16 protein-coding genes are annotated in these 15,960 nt (G+C 71.0%); 6 read left to right on the top strand and 10 right to left on the bottom strand.

Annotated elements, in window-relative coordinates:
- Positions 1–21: 21 nt before the first annotated feature.
- The 3 genes from ilvN to ilvD form a co-directional block, all read right to left on the bottom strand.
- On the bottom strand, positions 22–558 hold the full coding sequence (ilvN, locus tag GH747_RS15720; RefSeq protein ID WP_149770574.1) for an acetolactate synthase small subunit: 537 nt from the start codon (positions 556–558) through the stop codon (positions 22–24).
- A 50-nt stretch (positions 559–608) separates the two neighbouring features.
- Positions 609–2,378 carry an acetolactate synthase large subunit gene (locus GH747_RS15715; RefSeq protein WP_149770573.1) on the bottom strand — a complete coding sequence of 590 codons (1,770 nt, stop codon included), beginning with the start codon at positions 2,376–2,378 and terminating at the stop codon, positions 609–611.
- A gap of 328 nt (positions 2,379–2,706) precedes the next feature.
- Positions 2,707–4,395, bottom strand: a complete 1,689-nt coding sequence (gene ilvD, locus GH747_RS15710) for a dihydroxy-acid dehydratase (protein WP_149770572.1) — start codon at positions 4,393–4,395, stop codon at positions 2,707–2,709.
- A gap of 140 nt (positions 4,396–4,535) precedes the next feature.
- On the opposite strand from ilvD, the gene GH747_RS15705 reads away from it, so the two are divergent.
- Positions 4,536–5,039 (top strand): DUF4234 domain-containing protein, encoded by a 504-nt coding sequence (locus GH747_RS15705; RefSeq protein WP_205602979.1) that lies wholly within the window; start codon positions 4,536–4,538, stop codon positions 5,037–5,039.
- A 73-nt stretch (positions 5,040–5,112) separates the two neighbouring features.
- Here the strand turns inward: GH747_RS15705 and GH747_RS15700 are convergent, their stop codons facing one another.
- From GH747_RS15700 to GH747_RS15690, 3 genes are all read right to left on the bottom strand, one after another.
- Entirely contained in the window at positions 5,113–5,661 is a 549-nt protein-coding gene (locus GH747_RS15700) for a hypothetical protein (RefSeq protein WP_149770571.1), read from the bottom strand.
- Positions 5,662–5,671: 10 nt separating this feature from the next.
- Positions 5,672–6,277 (bottom strand): hypothetical protein, encoded by a 606-nt coding sequence (locus tag GH747_RS15695; protein ID WP_149770570.1) that lies wholly within the window; start codon positions 6,275–6,277, stop codon positions 5,672–5,674.
- A 94-nt stretch (positions 6,278–6,371) separates the two neighbouring features.
- Positions 6,372–7,460: a WD40/YVTN/BNR-like repeat-containing protein gene (locus tag GH747_RS15690; protein ID WP_149770569.1), complete on the bottom strand. Its 1,089-nt coding sequence runs from the start codon at positions 7,458–7,460 to the stop codon at positions 6,372–6,374.
- Between the two features lie 68 nt (positions 7,461–7,528).
- Here GH747_RS15690 and GH747_RS15685 point away from each other — a divergent pair, with 68 nt between their 5' ends.
- The 3 genes from GH747_RS15685 to GH747_RS15675 are packed head-to-tail and all read left to right on the top strand — an operon-like array spanning position 7,529 to position 9,891.
- The gene (locus tag GH747_RS15685) at positions 7,529–8,092 is read left to right on the top strand and encodes a PadR family transcriptional regulator (RefSeq protein ID WP_149770568.1); all 564 of its coding nucleotides are present in this window, start codon (positions 7,529–7,531) and stop codon (positions 8,090–8,092) included.
- A 50-nt stretch (positions 8,093–8,142) separates the two neighbouring features.
- On the top strand, positions 8,143–9,042 hold the full coding sequence (locus GH747_RS15680; RefSeq protein ID WP_149770567.1) for an ATP-grasp domain-containing protein: 900 nt from the start codon (positions 8,143–8,145) through the stop codon (positions 9,040–9,042).
- 9 nt (positions 9,043–9,051) lie between these two features.
- Positions 9,052–9,891, top strand: coding sequence for an oxygenase MpaB family protein (locus tag GH747_RS15675; RefSeq protein ID WP_149770566.1), 840 nt, complete (start codon positions 9,052–9,054; stop codon positions 9,889–9,891).
- On the opposite strand, the gene GH747_RS15670 is transcribed toward GH747_RS15675, so the two are convergent.
- Positions 9,883–10,794 carry a 2-hydroxyacid dehydrogenase gene (locus tag GH747_RS15670; RefSeq protein ID WP_149770565.1) on the bottom strand — a complete coding sequence of 304 codons (912 nt, stop codon included), beginning with the start codon at positions 10,792–10,794 and terminating at the stop codon, positions 9,883–9,885. The genes GH747_RS15675 and GH747_RS15670 overlap by 9 nt on opposite strands.
- A gap of 82 nt (positions 10,795–10,876) precedes the next feature.
- Here GH747_RS15670 and GH747_RS15665 point away from each other — a divergent pair, with 82 nt between their 5' ends.
- Together GH747_RS15665 and GH747_RS15660 are read left to right on the top strand one after the other, a co-directional pair.
- Complete coding sequence (locus GH747_RS15665; RefSeq protein ID WP_149770564.1) at positions 10,877–11,761, top strand: alpha/beta fold hydrolase; 885 nt, start codon at positions 10,877–10,879, stop codon at positions 11,759–11,761.
- A gap of 180 nt (positions 11,762–11,941) precedes the next feature.
- Entirely contained in the window at positions 11,942–12,487 is a 546-nt protein-coding gene (locus GH747_RS15660) for a hypothetical protein (RefSeq protein WP_149770563.1), read from the top strand.
- Between the two features lie 99 nt (positions 12,488–12,586).
- Here the strand turns inward: GH747_RS15660 and gatB are convergent, their stop codons facing one another.
- Genes gatB through gatC form a run of 3 tightly spaced genes read right to left on the bottom strand, consistent with a single transcriptional unit; the run spans position 12,587 to position 15,914 of the window.
- Positions 12,587–14,101, bottom strand: coding sequence for an Asp-tRNA(Asn)/Glu-tRNA(Gln) amidotransferase subunit GatB (gene gatB / locus GH747_RS15655; protein ID WP_149770562.1), 1,515 nt, complete (start codon positions 14,099–14,101; stop codon positions 12,587–12,589).
- Positions 14,098–15,615, bottom strand: a complete 1,518-nt coding sequence (gene gatA / locus GH747_RS15650; RefSeq protein WP_149770561.1) for an Asp-tRNA(Asn)/Glu-tRNA(Gln) amidotransferase subunit GatA — start codon at positions 15,613–15,615, stop codon at positions 14,098–14,100. The genes gatB and gatA overlap by 4 nt, the downstream gene beginning before the upstream one ends.
- Complete coding sequence (gene gatC / locus GH747_RS15645) at positions 15,612–15,914, bottom strand: Asp-tRNA(Asn)/Glu-tRNA(Gln) amidotransferase subunit GatC (RefSeq protein ID WP_149770560.1); 303 nt, start codon at positions 15,912–15,914, stop codon at positions 15,612–15,614. Before gatC ends, gatA begins: the two co-directional genes overlap by 4 nt.
- Positions 15,915–15,960: the final 46 nt, after the last annotated feature.

The following is a 15,960-nucleotide window of genomic DNA, read 5'->3' as shown; positions in this document are numbered from 1 at the left end:
CGGCCGTGTACGACCGTACGCTCAGGCGGACTGGGTGGAAGATCCGGGGACGGTACGGAGGGTGCGGTCGGTGATCGAACGACCGCCGCGGCCGATCGCGACACGACCGGACTGGGCGATCTCGCGGATCCCGAACGGCTCGAGGACCCGCAGCATCGCCGCGAGCTTGCCCGGGTCGCCGGTGGCCTCGATCGTGACCGCATCGACGGCGACGTCGACGACCTTCGCTCGGAAGAGCTGGACGGTCTCGAGGACCTGGCCGCGGGTCTGAGCGTCGGCGCGCACCTTGATGAGCATCAGCTCGCGCTCGACGGCGTGAGCCGGCTCGAGCTCGACGATCTTGAGGACGTTGACGAGCTTGTTGAGCTGCTTGGTGACCTGCTCGAGGGGCAGCTCGTCGACGTTCACGACGATCGTCATCCGCGAGATCTCGGGGATCTCGGTCTCGCCGACCGCGAGCGACTCGATGTTGAAGCCGCGCCGCATGAACAGGCTGGCGACCCGCGCGAGGACACCGGGGGTGTTCTCGACCAGGACGGACAGGGTGTGCTTCGTCATGAGTGCTGTGCCTTTCGCTCGGGCATCCTGCGTGGCTCGCTGGCGGCCACCTAGAGCTCCTCGTCACCGAAGTCGGGCGCCATGTCGCGCGCGATCTGGATCATGTCGTTGCTGGTGCCGGCGGGGACCATCGGCCACACCATGGCGTCGCGGTGCACCACGAAGTCGATGACCACCGGGACGTCGGTGATCGACATCGCCTTCGCGATCACGTCGTCCAGGTCCTCGACACGCTCGCACCTCAGGCCGACGCAGCCGTAGGCGTCGGCGAGCTTCACGAAGTCCGGGATGCGCGCCGCGTCGGAGCCGGTCTGCAGGTCGGTGTTGGAGTAGCGACCCTCGTAGAACAGGGTCTGCCATTGGCGGACCATGCCGAGCGACGAGTTGTTGATGACGGCGACCTTGATCGGGATGCCCTCCAGAGCACAGGTGGCGAGCTCCTGGTTGGTCATCTGGAAGCAGCCGTCGCCGTCGATCGCCCACACGACCTCGCCGGCACGGGCGACCTGGGCCCCCATCGCCGCCGGGACCGAGAACCCCATCGTGCCCATGCCGCCGGAGTTGATCCAGCGGGCGGGACGCTCGTGCTGGATGAAGTTCGCGGCCCACATCTGGTGCTGGCCGACACCGGCGGTGTAGGTGGCGTCGGGTCCGGCGACCTCGCTGATGCGCTGGATGACGCGCTGCGGGGACAGCGTGCCGTCCTCGGGCTCGTCGTAGCCGAGCGGGTAGCGCGACCGCAGCGCCTGCATCTGCTCGCGCCACGCCGAGTGGTCCGGGCGGTCGGCGTCACCGGGCTGCTGCGCGTAGAGCGCCTGGAGCGCCACCACGAGGTCAGCGATGACCTCGCGGCAGTCGCCGACGATCGGCACGTCGGCCGTACGGTTCTTGGAGATCTCGGCTGGGTCGATGTCGGCGTGGATCACCTTGGCGCCGGGCGCGAACGACGAGAGCTCACCGGTCACCCGGTCGTCGAAGCGGGCGCCGAGCGAGATCAGGAGGTCGCTCTTCTGGAGCGCGGCCACCGCGGCAACCGTGCCGTGCATCCCCGGCATGCCCAGGTGCAGGTCGTGGCTGTCCGGGAACGCGCCGCGTGCCATCAGCGTGGTCACGAGCGGGATCCCCGTCATCTCGGCGAGCACCCGCAGCTCGGTCGACGCATTGGCCTTGACGACGCCGCCACCGACGTACAGGACGGGCCGCTGCGACTCGGCGATCAGGCGGGCGGCCTCGCGGACCTGCTTGCCGTGCGGCTTGGTCGTCGGGCGGTAGCCCGGCAGCTGCACGTCGGTCGGCCACGAGAACGTGGTCATCGCCTGGAGGGCGTCCTTCGAGACGTCGACGAGGACCGGACCGGGGCGGCCGGTCGCGGCGATGTGGAAGGCCTCGGCGACGGCGCGGGGGATCTCCGCCGGATCGGTCACGAGGTAGCTGTGCTTGGTGATCGGCATCGTGATGCCGCGGATGTCGGCCTCTTGGAAGGCGTCCGTGCCGATCGCCCTGCTGGCGACCTGGCCGGTGACGGCGACCATCGGGACCGAGTCCATGTAGGCGTCGGCGATCGCGGTGACGAGGTTCGTCGCACCGGGGCCCGAGGTTGCCATGCACACGCCGACCCGCCCGCTCGCGACCGCGTAGCCCTGGGCGGCGTGCCCGGCGCCCTGCTCGTGACGGACGAGGATGTGGCGGATCTTCTGGGAGTCCATCAACGGGTCGTACGCCGGAAGGATCGCGCCGCCCGGAATGCCGAACACGACCTCGACGCCGGCGTGCTCCAGCGACCGGACGAGGCTCTGGGCCCCCGTGATCTGCTCGCTCATCACTGTCCCTTCATGCTGACCGGCTGCGGTGCCGGATCGTTCGGGTCGGGCGGCTGCCCGGGTTGTGCTGTACAAGAAAAAACCCCTCGGCCCGCTTGGGCATTCGAGGGGTGACGCGGGACCGGACTGCCGGTCGCGCGTCAGTGACGTACGAGAAGAATGTTGCGCACGAGTCAAGACTGCGCGACGCGCTGGCGGGGGTCAAGCCAGGGTCCAGCCAGTCTCATATTCTGAGACCGCCGTCCCATATCGCGGCGCAAACCCCGCCGACGATGCGATCCAACCGCGCACGGTCGAATCGCATCGTCGCGACGCTTCGTCGTACAAGTCAGCCGAGGACGGCGCCGTCGGCCGCAGACCCGACGAGCTTCGCGTACTTCGCGAGCACGCCCCGCGGCGGCACCACCGGCAGCTTCGGCTGCCAGCCGACCTTGCGCTGCTCGAGGTCCTCGGGATCGATCTCGACGTCGAGGCGGCGGTTGGCGACGTCGAGGGTGATCGGGTCGCCGTCTCGCACGAACGCGATGGGACCGCCGTCGACCGCCTCGGGCGCGACGTGCCCGACGCAGAGGCCCGTCGTCCCGCCGGAGAATCGGCCGTCGGTCAGCAGCAGCACGTCCTTGCCGAGGCCCGCACCCTTGATGGCACCGGTGATCGCGAGCATCTCGCGCATCCCCGGGCCGCCCTTCGGACCCTCGTAGCGGATGACGACGACGTCGCCGGCGACGACCGTCCCGTCCTCCAGTGCGTCCATCGCCGCACGCTCGCCGTCGAAGACTCGCGCGGTGCCGGTGAAGACCGACTCGTCGAAGCCCGCGCTCTTGACGACCGCGCCCTTCGGAGCCAGCGTGCCCTCGAGGATCGTGAGGCCACCGGTCGCGTGGATCGGGTTGTCGAGCTTGCGGATGACGTCCCCGTCGACCGCGGTCTTGACCAGCGCGTCGAGGTTCTCTGCCATCGTCTTGCCCGTGACGGTGAGGGTGTCGCCGTTCATCAGACCTGCGTCGAGAAGCGCCTTCATGATGACCGGGATGCCGCCGACCTTGTCGACGTCGGTCATGACGTAGCGACCGAACGGCTTGAGGTCACCGAGGTGCGGAACCTTCTCGCCGATGCGGACGAAGTCGTCGAGCGTCAGGTCGACCTCGGCCTCGCGCGCGATCGCGAGCAGGTGGAGCACCGCGTTGGTCGAGCCACCGAGAGCCATGACGACCGCGATCGCGTTCTCGAAGGCAGGCTTCGTCATGATCTGGCGCGCGGTGATGCCCTCGCGGAGCAGGTTGACGACCGCCTCGCCGGAGCGGCGGGCGAAACCGTCACGTCGGCTGTCGACGGCCGGAGGCGCGGCCGAGCCGGGCAGCGACATGCCGAGCGCCTCGGCGACCGAGGCCATGGTGTTGGCGGTGTACATGCCGCCGCAGGCGCCCTCTCCCGGACAGATCGCACGCTCGATGCGGTCGACCTCGTCGCGCGTGATCAGGCCCTTGACGCATGCGCCGACAGCCTCGAAGGCGTCGATGATCGTCACGTCCTTGCCGTCGACCTGGCCGGGCATCGTGGAGCCCGCGTACAGGAAGACGCTCGACAGGTCGAGCCGGGCAGCGGCCATCAGCATGCCCGGGAGGCTCTTGTCGCAGCCGGCGAGCAGGACCGAGCCGTCGAGCCGCTCGGCCATCATCACCGTCTCCACCGAGTCGGCGATGACCTCGCGCGACACCAGCGAGTAGTGCATGCCCTCGTGGCCCATCGAGATGCCGTCGGAGACCGAGATCGTCCCGAACTCGAGCGGGTAGCCGCCGGCGCCGTGCACGCCGTTCTTCACCGCGTCCGACAGCCGGTCGAGCGACAGGTTGCAGGGCGTGATCTCGTTCCAGCTCGACGCGACGCCGATCTGGGGCTTCTCCCAGTCGTCGTCGCCCATGCCGACGGCACGGAGCATGCCGCGCGAGGCGGTGCTCTCCAGGCCATCGGTCACGTCGCGGCTGCGGGGCTTGATGTCGGGGGTCTCGGACGCCATGCGTGCAAGATTACGACCGCGCCGGCCGCGTCGTACGGCAGGGACCACTCCGCGAGAACCCGCACTGCGGAAAACCCTCCCCCGCGCCCCCTGCTCGACCCTATGCTCCGTCCGACCATGAAGCTCGACGAAGGACGACAGTGAACGACCAGCCTGCCCAGAACGCGTACCCGCCCGCTCCCCCGACCGCCGCCGGAGGCGTCTCCGCGGGCGCCGTCCCCGCCGGCTTCCCGGCCGCCCAGACCCAGTTCGGCCAGACCGCCCCGACCCAGTTCGCCCCGACCGGCCCGACCGGCTCTATCCGCTCCACCGGCGTCTGCATCCTGCTGACGGTCGTGACGTTCGGCATCTACACCTGGGTGTGGTGGTACAAGACCCACAGCGAGCTCAAGCGCCACAGCGGCACCGGGGTCGACGGCGGCGTCGCCCTCCTGCTCGCGATCTTCGTGCCGTTCGTGCTGGCCTACATCACGTCGAGCGAGGTCGGCGGCCTGTACGAGCGTCGCGGCCAGCGCAAGCCGGTCGGCGGCGCGACGGGCCTGTGGTACTTCCCGGGAAGCATCATCCTGGTCGGCCCCATCGTGTGGTTCGTCAAGACCAACGGCGCCCTGAACGCCTACTGGCGCTCGCTCGGCGCAGCGTGACGGACGGGTCCGGCGCCTGTACGTGGGGCGCCGGACCTGCCAGCCCGAGCAGGCCCCGGCCTCGTCGCACCACTCAGCGCGCAGGGACGATGTACGGGGCGAACACCACGTAGACGCACGCCACGGCCCAGATGACGCTGATCATCGTGCCGATGATGAAGCGCTCGGCGGCGCCGGAGCTGCCCTGGATCTTGAGCTCCGGGTAGCGACCGAGCCCCTTGACCGCGAGGACGATGGCAACTCCCTCGGGCCAGCGTGCGGCGAGTGCCCCGAACACCGCGAGCCGCTCGAGCGCCCCGACCCACGCGCCTCCGCGCAGGACCGCGGCAGCAGCGGTCACCGTACGGCCGTAGGTGTCCTCGGTGCGGGACGAGTCGATCGTCTCGAACGCCGCGCTCGTGACGATGCCGCCGCCGGCGACGGCGAGCACGAGCGCGAAGAGGACGAGGACGTCGTGCTGCATCCCGGTCACCGGATCCTCGAAGATCGTCGCGACGACGCAGAACGCGAGAGCGACTGCGAGGATCGCGCCGACGATGCGCTGAGCGATGTCGCTGCGCGCGAACGCGGATCCGACGAGGGCGAGGCACGCGGCCGCGATCACCAGGACGTACGTCGTCATCTCCACGCCTTCAGCTCGGGATGGCCTTCTGCTCGGGATCGCAGGCGGCCAGCAGGTGCGCCGCGAGCGTACGACCTCGACGCTCCTCCGTCCATCCTGCGACGGCGAGCCGGCCGCTGATCGCCTGCGCGGTGATCTTGAGGTCGGCAGCCGCCGCGCGCTGGGTGCCGCCGCTCGCCATCGCGTCGACGGCCTCCCAGCCGGCGTCCGTCCGGCGGGCCAGCAGGCTCGACAAGAGCCACAGCGCAGCCTCCGCGTCGTCGGCCGACTGCCGCTCGTCGGCTCGGACGCAGACGGGCTGGGGCTCGGCCTTCGCGCGCTCGACGGCTTCTCGGGCGTGGACGTACGCGGCGCCGCGCCCGGCACGGGTCGTCTCGGGCAGCGGCCCGTCGACGACACCGGCTCCGATCCCGATCCACCAGCGGCCGTCGCGCAGCGCGTACGCCGTGAGCTCGGTGACCTGCTCGGGATCGTCGAGCAGGCCCTGCACCTCGTCGCCGGCCGTGCGCTCGAACGCGCGGACGGGCTCGACGAGCGCGGCGAAGGCGGTGAGCAGCTCCGGCACGGCGTCCGGCTCGCTGCGGCTGCGTCGCTGGTCGAGCGTCATCACGTACATGACGTCGCCCCCGATCAAGGCCTCAGGGCTGATTCCCTGTAATCAAGGCTGCATCACTGAGTACGAGAAGTCAAGCATTGAGCCTTGATGTACGTCAGCCCACCATGGCAGCCCGGACGCACATGACGTCCGGGAGGTGCGTCGCCACCTCGTCCCACGTCTCCCCCTCGTCCGCGCTCGCGAAGACGCTGCCGTCGCGGCCGCCGAGGTAGAGCCCTGCGGGCTGCCCGTACGCCGTGGCGTCGTCGGCGCGGAACGCGTCCCGCATGACGGCGGCGTAGTACGGGTCGGGCAGACCCTTGCCGAGGTCGCGCCAGGTCCGTCCGGCGTCGTCGGAGCGCCAGACCCGCGGCTGGGCACCCGGGGGCATCCGGTCGGAGTCCGCGACCAGCGGGAACACGTACACCGTGTCCGGGTTCGCGGGGTGCACGACGATCGGGAAGCCGAAGTCGCTCGGCAGCCCGTCGGCGATCGACGTCCAGCTGTCTCCGCCGTCGTCGGACCGGTAGACGCCGTGGTGGTTCTGGGCGTACATCTGCTCGGGCCGGTCCGGGTGTGCCGCGACCTTGTGGACGCACTGGCCGTACTCGGGCCACGGATCGGGGAAGAAGTACGCCTTGATGCCGACGTTGTGCGGCGCCCAGCTGGCACCGCCGTCCTCGGTGCGATAGACGCCACCGGTCGACATCGCGACGGTCACGCGCTCGAGGTCCGTGGGGTGCGGCACGATCGTGTGGATCGCCTGACCGCCGTAGCCCGCGTCCCAGTTCGGGCGGTGGGGGTGGTCCCACAGCGGGCGGACGAGCTCGAAGGTCTCGCCGCGGTCGGTGGAGCGGAACAGCGCCGACGGCTGCGTCCCTGCCCACACCTCGTCGGGACGTGACCCCGGGGTCAGCTGCCACACCTGCTCGACCGCGGCGCCGGCGTCCTCCGGGAAGCGGATGCCACCGCCCTGCTTCTCCGACCACGTCTCGCCGAGGTCGTCGGACCAGCTCACCTGCGGACCCCAGTGCTCGCTCATGGTGCCGACGAGAAGCCGGGGCGAGGACCCACGCGTGTCGATGCAGGCCGAGTAGACGGCCGTCATCGGAAAGATCGGACCGGTGAGCTTCCACGACGTGCGGTCGGTCGAGCGGCCGATCCACAGGCCCTTGCGCGTCCCGATGAGCAGCATCGCGTCCATGGCGTTCCCCGATCCGATAATCCCTGAAGCGGAATCTTCCTAACTGGAATACTGGCTACGCTAGGGACATGACGGCGGACCTGTCAACGACCTCGTACGCGCTTCTCGGCCTCCTCGCGCTCGACCCGGCCGACGCCCCGGAAGGCCTCACCGGCTACGAGCTGAAGCAGCGCTGCGACCTCACCATGCGCTACTACTGGGTCTCCCCCGCGACCAGCCAGGTCTACACGGAGCTCGCCCGACTCGCCCGCCTCGGCCTCGTCGACACCACGGACGCACCCAACGGCCGACGCAACACCCGGCGCTACGCCCTCAGCGACTCCGGGCGTACGGCGCTGCTGGCCTGGCTCGAGACGTCCGAGCCGGCGTTCCCCGTGCTGAAGCACCCGGTCGCGCTGCGACTGATGTTCGCCCACATGGTCGGCCCCGAGCACGTCCAGCGGTGGCTCGACACCTACATCGCGCAGCTCGAGCAACGCACCGCCGACCTCCGCGCCGTACGCGAGATGCTCGGCGACGACCCCCGCCTGCGCTCGCCCGCGACCGTCGCCGACTGGGGCCTCGCCTACTTCGCGAACGAGTCCGCGGTCGCGGCCGACGTCCGCGAGCGTGGAGCCGCGGACGAGGGGTGATCCGGCGTCGCGTACGGTCGAAGCGGCCGTCGTCCACCGAAGGGAACCCCGTGGCCCGAATCGCCCTCGCCAGCTCCGCCTCGTACGTGGACGACTCCGAGCTCGACCTCCTGCGCCGCGCAGTGGGCAACCTCGGGCACGACGTCACCGTCGAGGTGTGGGACGACGACGCCGTGGACTGGCACGACTTCGCGCTCACGGTCATCCGCACGACCTGGGACTACACCGACCACCACGACGAGTTCCTCGCGTGGACCCGCCGCGTCCCGCGCCTGCGCAACCGGTCGGACGTCATCGCCTGGAACACCCACAAGACCTACCTCCGTGATCTCGCCCGCCTCGGCTGCCCGGTCATCCCGACCGCCTGGGACGTCACCGACCAGGACACGCTCGCGAAGCACGCCGAGGCCTGGGGCGTAGATGCCGACGCGACCGAGTGGGTCGTGAAGCCGGCGGTCTCCGCGGGATCGCGCGACACCGCGCGGTGGACCGACACCGACGACGCGCTCACGCACAGCCGGGCGCTGGTCGAGAGCGGGCGGACAGCGATGCTGCAGCCGTACGTCGACTCGGTCGACGCCCACGGCGAGACGGCGGTGCTGTTCGTGGGTGGCGAGCTGTCCCACGCTGTCGTCAAGGGAGCGATGCTCGCGCCGGGCGAGGGCATCCGGGACGACCGCGACTCCCGCGAGAAGATCACCCCGACGACCGCCTCCGACGCTCAGGTCGACGTCGCCCGCCGGGCGCTGCGGGCTGCAGGCGAGGCGCTGGGCGGTGGGCTGGATCTCCTCTATGCCAGGGTCGACCTCGTCGCAGGCCCCGACGGTGCACCGCAGGTCATCGAGCTCGAGCTCACCGAGCCGTCGCTGTTCCTCCCGTACGTCGACGGTGCGGCCGAGCGGTTCGCCTCCGCCGTCACCTCTGCCGTGAACTCCCTCGGGCGGGTCTAGGCTCGCACCATGGGGGTGCGCGAACGGCTCGGAGAGGTGCTGTTCGCGCGCGTGGCCGGTGACGACGGTGCTGGACGCCGCGAACGCATCCACGGCGCTGACGGCCGGCGCAGGTTCGGGCCCGACGACCCGATCCAGCGGGTGCACGGCGACGCGTCGATGTTCGTCGGCGGGATCCGCGCGCTGCTCCTGCAGTCGTTGCACCCGCTCGCGATGGCGGCGGTCGACCAGCACTCCGGCTACCGCGGTGATCCGTGGGGACGCCTCCAGCGCACCAGCGGATTCATCGCCGAGACGACCTTCGGGACGGTCGAGACTGCCGAACGGGCCGTCCGGATCGTCCGCGCGATCCACGGGCGCGTCCACGGCACGGCGCCGGACGGGCGCCCGTACGCCGCCGACGACCCGCACCTGCTCACCTGGGTCCACGTCGCCGAGGTCGACAGCTTCCTCCGGGCGCACGACCGGTACGGCGTGCGACCGCTGAGCACGCACGAGCGCGACATCTACGTGGCGCAGGCCGCCGAGGTGGCCGTGGCACTGGGTGCGGAGGACCCGCCGACGGACACCGCCGGTCTCGCCGCCCGGCTCGCGGCGTACCAGCCCGAGCTCGCCTCGACCGAGGCGGCTCGGAGGACTGCCCGGTTCCTGCTTCTCACGCCGCCCGTCGACTGGCCGCTCCGTCCCGGGTACGCGGCGCTGGCGGGCGCCGCGGTCGGGCTGCTCCCCCGCTGGGCGCGAACGCCACTACGGCTGCCCTGGCTCCCGGTCGCCGAGACCGTGGCCCTGCGGCCGGCGGGAGCGGTGGCGACCCGGACGATCCGGTGGGCGATGCGACCGTCAGCGTGACACGCGGTTGGCGAGGTCCTCACCGGCGACGAAGCGGCGCAGCTGGTCGCGCACGAGAGCGACGACGCGCGGACGCATCGCCGAGGTGCCGCCTGCGACGTGCGGGGTGATCAGCGTGTTCGGAGCACTGAACAGCGGGTGACCGTCGGGCAAGGGCTCGGGATCGGTGACGTCCAGCGCTGCACGGAGCCGGCCGGACTGCAGCTCGACCAGCAGCGCGGCGGTGTCGACGACCGGCCCGCGGGCGAGGTTCACGAGAAGCGCGTGATCCTTCATCGCGGCGAGGAAGTCCGTGCCGACCAGGTGCCGCGTCGCGTCGGTGAGCGGCGTGAGGACGACGACCACGTCGACCTCCGGCAGCAGGTCGGGCAGCTCAGCGACGCCGTGCACACCGTCGCGCGGACGGCTCGCGACCCGGACGATCTCGGTCTCGAACCCGGCGAGCCGCCGCTCGAGCGCCTCGCCGATGCTGCCGTATCCGAGGATCATGACCCTCCGGTCCGCCAACGCGGGCCACCACTGCCACGCCGCCCACCGCCCCTCGTCCTGCGCTCGGACGAAGGACGGGATGCCGCGCAGCGACGCGATGATGAGCCCGACACCCAGCTCGGCGGTCGCGGCGTCGTGAACCCCGCGCGCGTTGCAGAGCACGACCCCGTCGGGCACCTGCGCGACGATGCCGTCGGTGCCGGCGGACTGCGCCTGGATCACCCGCAGCCTCGGCATCCGTGCCGCGAGCTCGCCGAGCGGGAACGCCAGCGAGTACGGCAGCACCCAGAGCTCGACCTGCTCCAGCACCTCGTCCGGTGGCAGGTCCTCAGCAGATCCGGAGAACCGCACCACGGTGAGCCCGTCGGGCGGGGTGAGCTCGTCGGCGGCGAAGGGAGCGAGGACCACGGTCATGACGGGAAGCCTAGGGCCCGCATCGCACGCCGAGATGAGGGGCCGTCGTTGACACCTTCACTGTGCCAGCGACAATGTCACAGTGAAGTCCTCCACCTCCTCACGTCCCGTCGTGCGCTACTTCGACGTGATCAGCAGCGACGGCACGCGGATCCGCGCCTGGACCAACGACGCAGACGGCCCGCCGGTGCTCCTCTGCAACGGCCTCGGCACCAGCCCGTACGCGTGGCCCGCCCTGCTGCGTCCCGACTGCGGCGCGCGGGTCGTCTCGTGGTTCCACCGCGGCATCGGCGGGTCTGCGCGTCCGGGCGATCCGCGGCGTGTCGACGTCGACGCACACCTCGAGGACGCGCACGCGGTCATGCAGGCGGCCGGGCTGGACCGCGCGACGCTCGTCGGGTGGTCCCTCGGAGTCAATCTCGCGTTCGAGCTCGCCGTACGCTCACCCGAGAAGGTCGACGCCGTGCTCGCCGTCGCGGGCGTCCCTGGAGACACGTTCGCGACGATGCTCGGACCGGCCCGCGTTCCGGGGCCGATCGCGCGTACGGCGACGGTGTCCGCCGCACGCTCGGTGGGGATCGCCGGCCCCGTCCTCACCCCGGTGGTCCAGCGCCTTCGCCACCTGCCGTACCTGGCCGACGTCATCCGCCACAGCGGCCTCATGCTCCCGCGCGCGGACCGCACTGCCGCGGCCGCGACGGTGCAGGCGTTCCTCGACGTCGACTGGCGCTGGTACATGCACCTCGCTGTCCACGCGTCCCGCCACGAGCGCGTGAGCCTGTCGCGAGTGACCCAACCCGTGACGTTCGTCGCCGGACGGTGGGACGTGCTCGCCGGCGCACGGCAGATGCGCAGCGCCGCCGAGAGGATCCCGGGAGCACGGTACGTCCGGCTGAACGCGTCGCACTTCGTCGCGCTGGAGCACCCGGACGAGGTCCACGCCGAGCTGCTCGCACTGCTCGACTGAGGCAGGCTACCTCGTCGCAAGGCCGCGGACGCGCGCCCCAGGTGCGACCGCTGGGCCGAACTCTATATCATCTCGCCCGTGCATGATGATCCGTCGGACCCGCCTCACGACCCATCCGGACCGGAGCGGCTCCTCCTCCGGGCTGATGCCCGCACATGCTGGAACCGGGCCCATGGCCGGATGTTCGCCATCGCGCTGGTCGCCGCACTGAGGGCACTGGATCCGTTCTCGGCGTCGGAAGGGCTGGTAAGCGTGCTCGGCGGCGTCGCCGCGGTGTGGGCGTTCACGCTCGCCCTCGCCGCCCTGACGATCCGGACAACGCGGATCGAGGTGGTCGACGGCCGGCTCCAGTACACGCGGTTCACCGGGTGGCGGGTCGTCGCCGAGGTCGCGCAGACACGCGGTCTCGTCGGCTCGTTCGGGAGGCGCGGGCCGCCGGTGCTCATCATCGTCGACGCTGACAACCGCCGCGTGCTCCGTGTCGACACCGACGTGTGGCGCGACGATCAGCTGATGGCGATCGCACAACAGTGCGGGTATGACGTCGACCCGTCAGTGCGATCCCGTCAGCAGTGGAAGTCGCGCCTACCAGGCAGCGTGAACGTGCTCGGGCGCCGTACTCCTGCCGTACGGGCCGCGAGCGTGACCATGACGAGCGCGCTGACCGCGGTCGTCGCGGTGCTGGCCGTCGTCGGCGGGATCGCGATCGGCATCTCGATCGTCTAAACCTCGCGGGATCACTTCCAGCGTCCCCGGGTCACTGTGAATGACCCGGGAACGCCAATCAGTGACCCAGCGGCACCGGACCGTGACCCGGGGAAGGGCTCAGGAGAGCTTCTCGATGATCAGCTCTCGGACGCGGCCTGCATCGGCCTGCCCCCGCATGTCCTTCATCACCGCGCCGATCAGAGCACCGGCGGCGGCCACCTTGCCGTCGCGGATCTTGTCGGCGACGTCCGGGTTGGCCTCGATGGCCCGGTCGACGGCCGCAGCGAGCGCACCGTCGTCGGAGACCACCTCGAGCCCGCGCGCGGCCACGATCTCCTCCGGCGTGCCCTCACCCGCAACGAGGCCGTCGAAGACCTGGCGGGCGAGCTTGTCGTTGATCCGCTTCGCGTCGACCAGCGCCTGCACCTCGGCGACCTGCGTCGGCGTGACGCCGAGCTCGTCGATCGGCGTCGCGGTGTCGTTCGCGCGACGGGCGAGATCGCCGAGCCACCACTTGCGCGCGGCGGTCGGCGTCGCGCCGGCGGAGATCGTGGCCTCGATCAGGTCGATCGCGCCCGCACCGACGACGTCGCGCATCTCCAGGTCGGAGTAGCCCCACTCCGCCTGCAGGCGCGCGCGGCGCTCGGCCGGCGGCTCGGGAAGGGTGGCACGCAGCTCCTCGACCCACGCGTCCGAAGGCGCGACCGGAACGAGGTCAGGCTCGGGGAAGTAGCGGTAGTCCTCGGCGTCCGACTTCTCGCGACCCGACGTCGTGACGCCGGTGTCCTCGTGCCAGTGACGCGTCTCCTGGACGACCTTCTGGCCTGCGTCCAGGATGCCGGCGTGACGCTCGACCTCGTAGCGCACCGCCCGCTCGACCGAACGCAGCGAGTTGACGTTCTTGGTCTCCGACCGGGTGCCGAGGACGTCGCTGCCGGACGGGGCGAGGGACAGGTTGACGTCGCAGCGCATCGAGCCCTGCTCCATGCGGGCGTCGGAGACGTCGAGCGCCTTGACGAGCTCGCGCAACGACGCGACGTACGCGCGGGCCACCAACGGGGCGTACTTGCCGGCGCCGAGGATCGGCTTGGTGACGACCTCGATCAGCGGGATGCCCGCACGGTTGTAGTCGACCAGCGAGTGGTCGGCCCCGTGGATGCGTCCGGTCGAGCCGCCGACGTGCAGCGACTTGCCGGTGTCCTCCTCCATGTGGGCGCGCTCGATGTCGATCCGGAAGACCCGCGGGCCCTCGTCGGTCTCGACGGTCACCTCGGTCCAGCCGTCGTACGCGATCGGCTCGTCGTACTGCGACGTCTGGAAGTTCTTCGGCATGTCCGGGTAGAAGTAGTTCTTCCGGGCGAACCGCGACCACGGCGCGATCGAGCAGTTGAGTGCCAGGCCGATGCGGATCGCCGACTCGACGGCCTTGCCGTTGACGACCGGCAGCGCGCCCGGCAGGCCGAGGCACGTGGGGCACACCTGCGTGTTGGGCTCGGCGCCGAAGACCGTGGAGCAGCCGCAGAACATCTTGGACGCCGTGTTGAGCTCGACGTGGACCTCGAGGCCCATCGCCGGGTCGTACGTCTCGAGCGCCGCGTCGAACGGGACCAGCTCGGTGCGCGTGGCGGTCACTTGGTTGCCTCCTTCGTGGCAAGCTCGGGCGCCTTCGACAGCAGGGGCGCGCCCCACTGCTCGAGCAGCAGGCGCTCCAGCGCGGCGCCCACGTTGTAGAGGCGGTCGTCGGCCATCGCGGGAGCCAGCACCTGGAGCCCGACAGGGAGCCCGTCCTCCTCGGCCACGCCGACCGGGAGCGACAGGCCGGGGATACCGGCGAGGTTCGCGGGGATGGTCGCGACGTCCTGGAGGTACATCGACATCGGGTCGTCGAGCTTGCTGCCCAGCCGGAACGCCGTGGTCGGCGACGTCGGGGAGATCAGCACGTCGACCTGCTCGAACGCCCGGGCGAAGTCCTGGGCGATGAGCGTCCGGACCTTCTGCGCGGACCCGTAGTAGGCGTCGTAGTAGCCGCTCGACAGGGCGTACGTGCCGATGATGATGCGGCGCTTGACCTCGTCGCCGAAGCCCGCCTCACGCGTTGCTGCCATCACCTGCTCGGCGCTCGGGTCGGCGACGCCGTGCGGTCCGACCCGCAGGCCGTAGCGCATCGCGTCGAACTTCGCGAGATTGCTGCTCGCCTCGGCCGGCAGGATCAGGTAGTACGTCGACAGGGCGTACTCGAAGCTGGGGCACGAGACCTCGACGATCTCGGCGCCGGCCTTGGTGAGCAGCGTGACGGCCTCGTCGAAGCGTGCGCGCACACCTGCCTGGTAGCCCTCACCGCCGAGCTCGCGCACGATGCCGATGCGCAGCCCGGACACGTCGGCCCGGCGGGCGGCCTCGACGACGGGCGGCACCGGCGCGTCGATGCTGGTCGAGTCGAGCGGGTCGTGGCCGCCGATCAGCTCGTGCAGCAGCGCTGCGTCGAGCACGGAGCGGGTGACGGGACCGGCCTGGTCCAGCGACGAGGCCAGAGCGATCAGGCCGTAGCGGGACACCCCGCCGTACGTCGGCTTCACGCCGACCGTGCCGGTGACGGCCGCAGGCTGGCGGATCGAGCCGCCGGTGTCGGTGCCGATCGCGAGCGGAGCCTCGTACGCTCCGACCGCTGCGGCCGAGCCACCCCCCGAACCGCCGGGGATGCGGTCGAGGTCCCACGGGTTGTGGGTCGGGCCGTAGGCGGAGTGCTCCGTCGACGACCCCATCGCGAACTCGTCCATGTTGGTCTTGCCGAGGATCGGGAGGCCCGCGGCGCGGAGGCGGCGGGTCAGGAACGCGTCGTACGGCGGCACCCAGCCCTCGAGGATCCGCGACCCCGCCGTGGTGACGATGCCCTCGGTCGCGACGACGTCCTTCACGGCGATCGGCACACCGGCGAGCGGGTGGAGGGTCTCCCCCGCGGCGCGGCGTGCGTCGACGTCGCGTGCGGTCTCGAGTGCCCCCTCCCCGTCGAGCGCGAGGAAGGCGTTGACGTCGCCGTCGACGGCGGCGATCCGGTCGAGGTGGTCCTGCGTGACCTCGGCGGACGAGACCTCGCCCGCGGCCAGCTTCTCAGCGATCTCGGCGGCGCTCAGGCGGATCGTGCTCATGCGTCCTCCCCGAGGATCCGCGGCACCGCGAAGCGCTGCTGCTCGACTGCCGGCGCACCGGCGAGCGCCTGCTCCGGGGTGAGCCCGGGCGTGACGACGTCCTCGCGGAACACGTTGGAGAGCGGCACGGCGTGGGAGGTCGGCGGCACGTCGGCGGACGCGATTGCGGCGACCTGGGCGACCGACTCGAGGATGACCGTGAGCTCAGGCGTCAACCGGTCGAGCTCGGCGTCGGAGAGGTCGATGCGTGCGAGGTTCGCGAGGTGGGCGACGTCGGCACGCGAGATCCCGTCGGACAACGGAAAGTCCCTTCGAGCGTGGGTGGGGTTACCGATCCATCCTAGG

The sequence above is a fragment of the Mumia xiangluensis genome (genome assembly GCF_010994095.1).
In the GTDB taxonomy this organism is placed as follows: Bacteria; Actinomycetota; Actinomycetes; order Propionibacteriales; family Nocardioidaceae; genus Mumia; species Mumia xiangluensis.
The sequence above is the reverse complement of the archived record's forward strand: the minus strand, read 5'-3'. Positions and strand labels throughout refer to the sequence as shown.

Bases quoted from the DNA above. Each gene is read 5' to 3' on its own strand.
- GH747_RS15715 (WP_149770573.1), bottom strand. From the start codon at position 2,378: ATGAGCGAGCAGATCACGGGGGCCCAGAGCCTCGTCCGGTCGCTGGAG.
- GH747_RS15700 (WP_149770571.1), bottom strand. From the start codon at position 5,661: ATGACGACGTACGTCCTGGTGATCGCGGCCGCGTGCCTCGCCCTCGTC.
- GH747_RS15660 (WP_149770563.1), top strand. From the start codon at position 11,942: ATGTTCGCCATCGCGCTGGTCGCCGCACTGAGGGCACTGGATCCGTTC.
- gatA (WP_149770561.1), bottom strand. From the start codon at position 15,615: ATGAGCACGATCCGCCTGAGCGCCGCCGAGATCGCTGAGAAGCTGGCC.
- GH747_RS15695 (WP_149770570.1), bottom strand. From the start codon at position 6,277: ATGTACGTGATGACGCTCGACCAGCGACGCAGCCGCAGCGAGCCGGAC.
- ilvN (WP_149770574.1), bottom strand. From the start codon at position 558: ATGACGAAGCACACCCTGTCCGTCCTGGTCGAGAACACCCCCGGTGTC.
- ilvD (WP_149770572.1), bottom strand. From the start codon at position 4,395: ATGGCGTCCGAGACCCCCGACATCAAGCCCCGCAGCCGCGACGTGACC.
- GH747_RS15670 (WP_149770565.1), bottom strand. From the start codon at position 10,794: ATGACCGTGGTCCTCGCTCCCTTCGCCGCCGACGAGCTCACCCCGCCC.
- GH747_RS15685 (WP_149770568.1), top strand. From the start codon at position 7,529: ATGACGGCGGACCTGTCAACGACCTCGTACGCGCTTCTCGGCCTCCTC.
- GH747_RS15675 (WP_149770566.1), top strand. From the start codon at position 9,052: ATGGGGGTGCGCGAACGGCTCGGAGAGGTGCTGTTCGCGCGCGTGGCC.
- GH747_RS15690 (WP_149770569.1), bottom strand. From the start codon at position 7,460: ATGGACGCGATGCTGCTCATCGGGACGCGCAAGGGCCTGTGGATCGGC.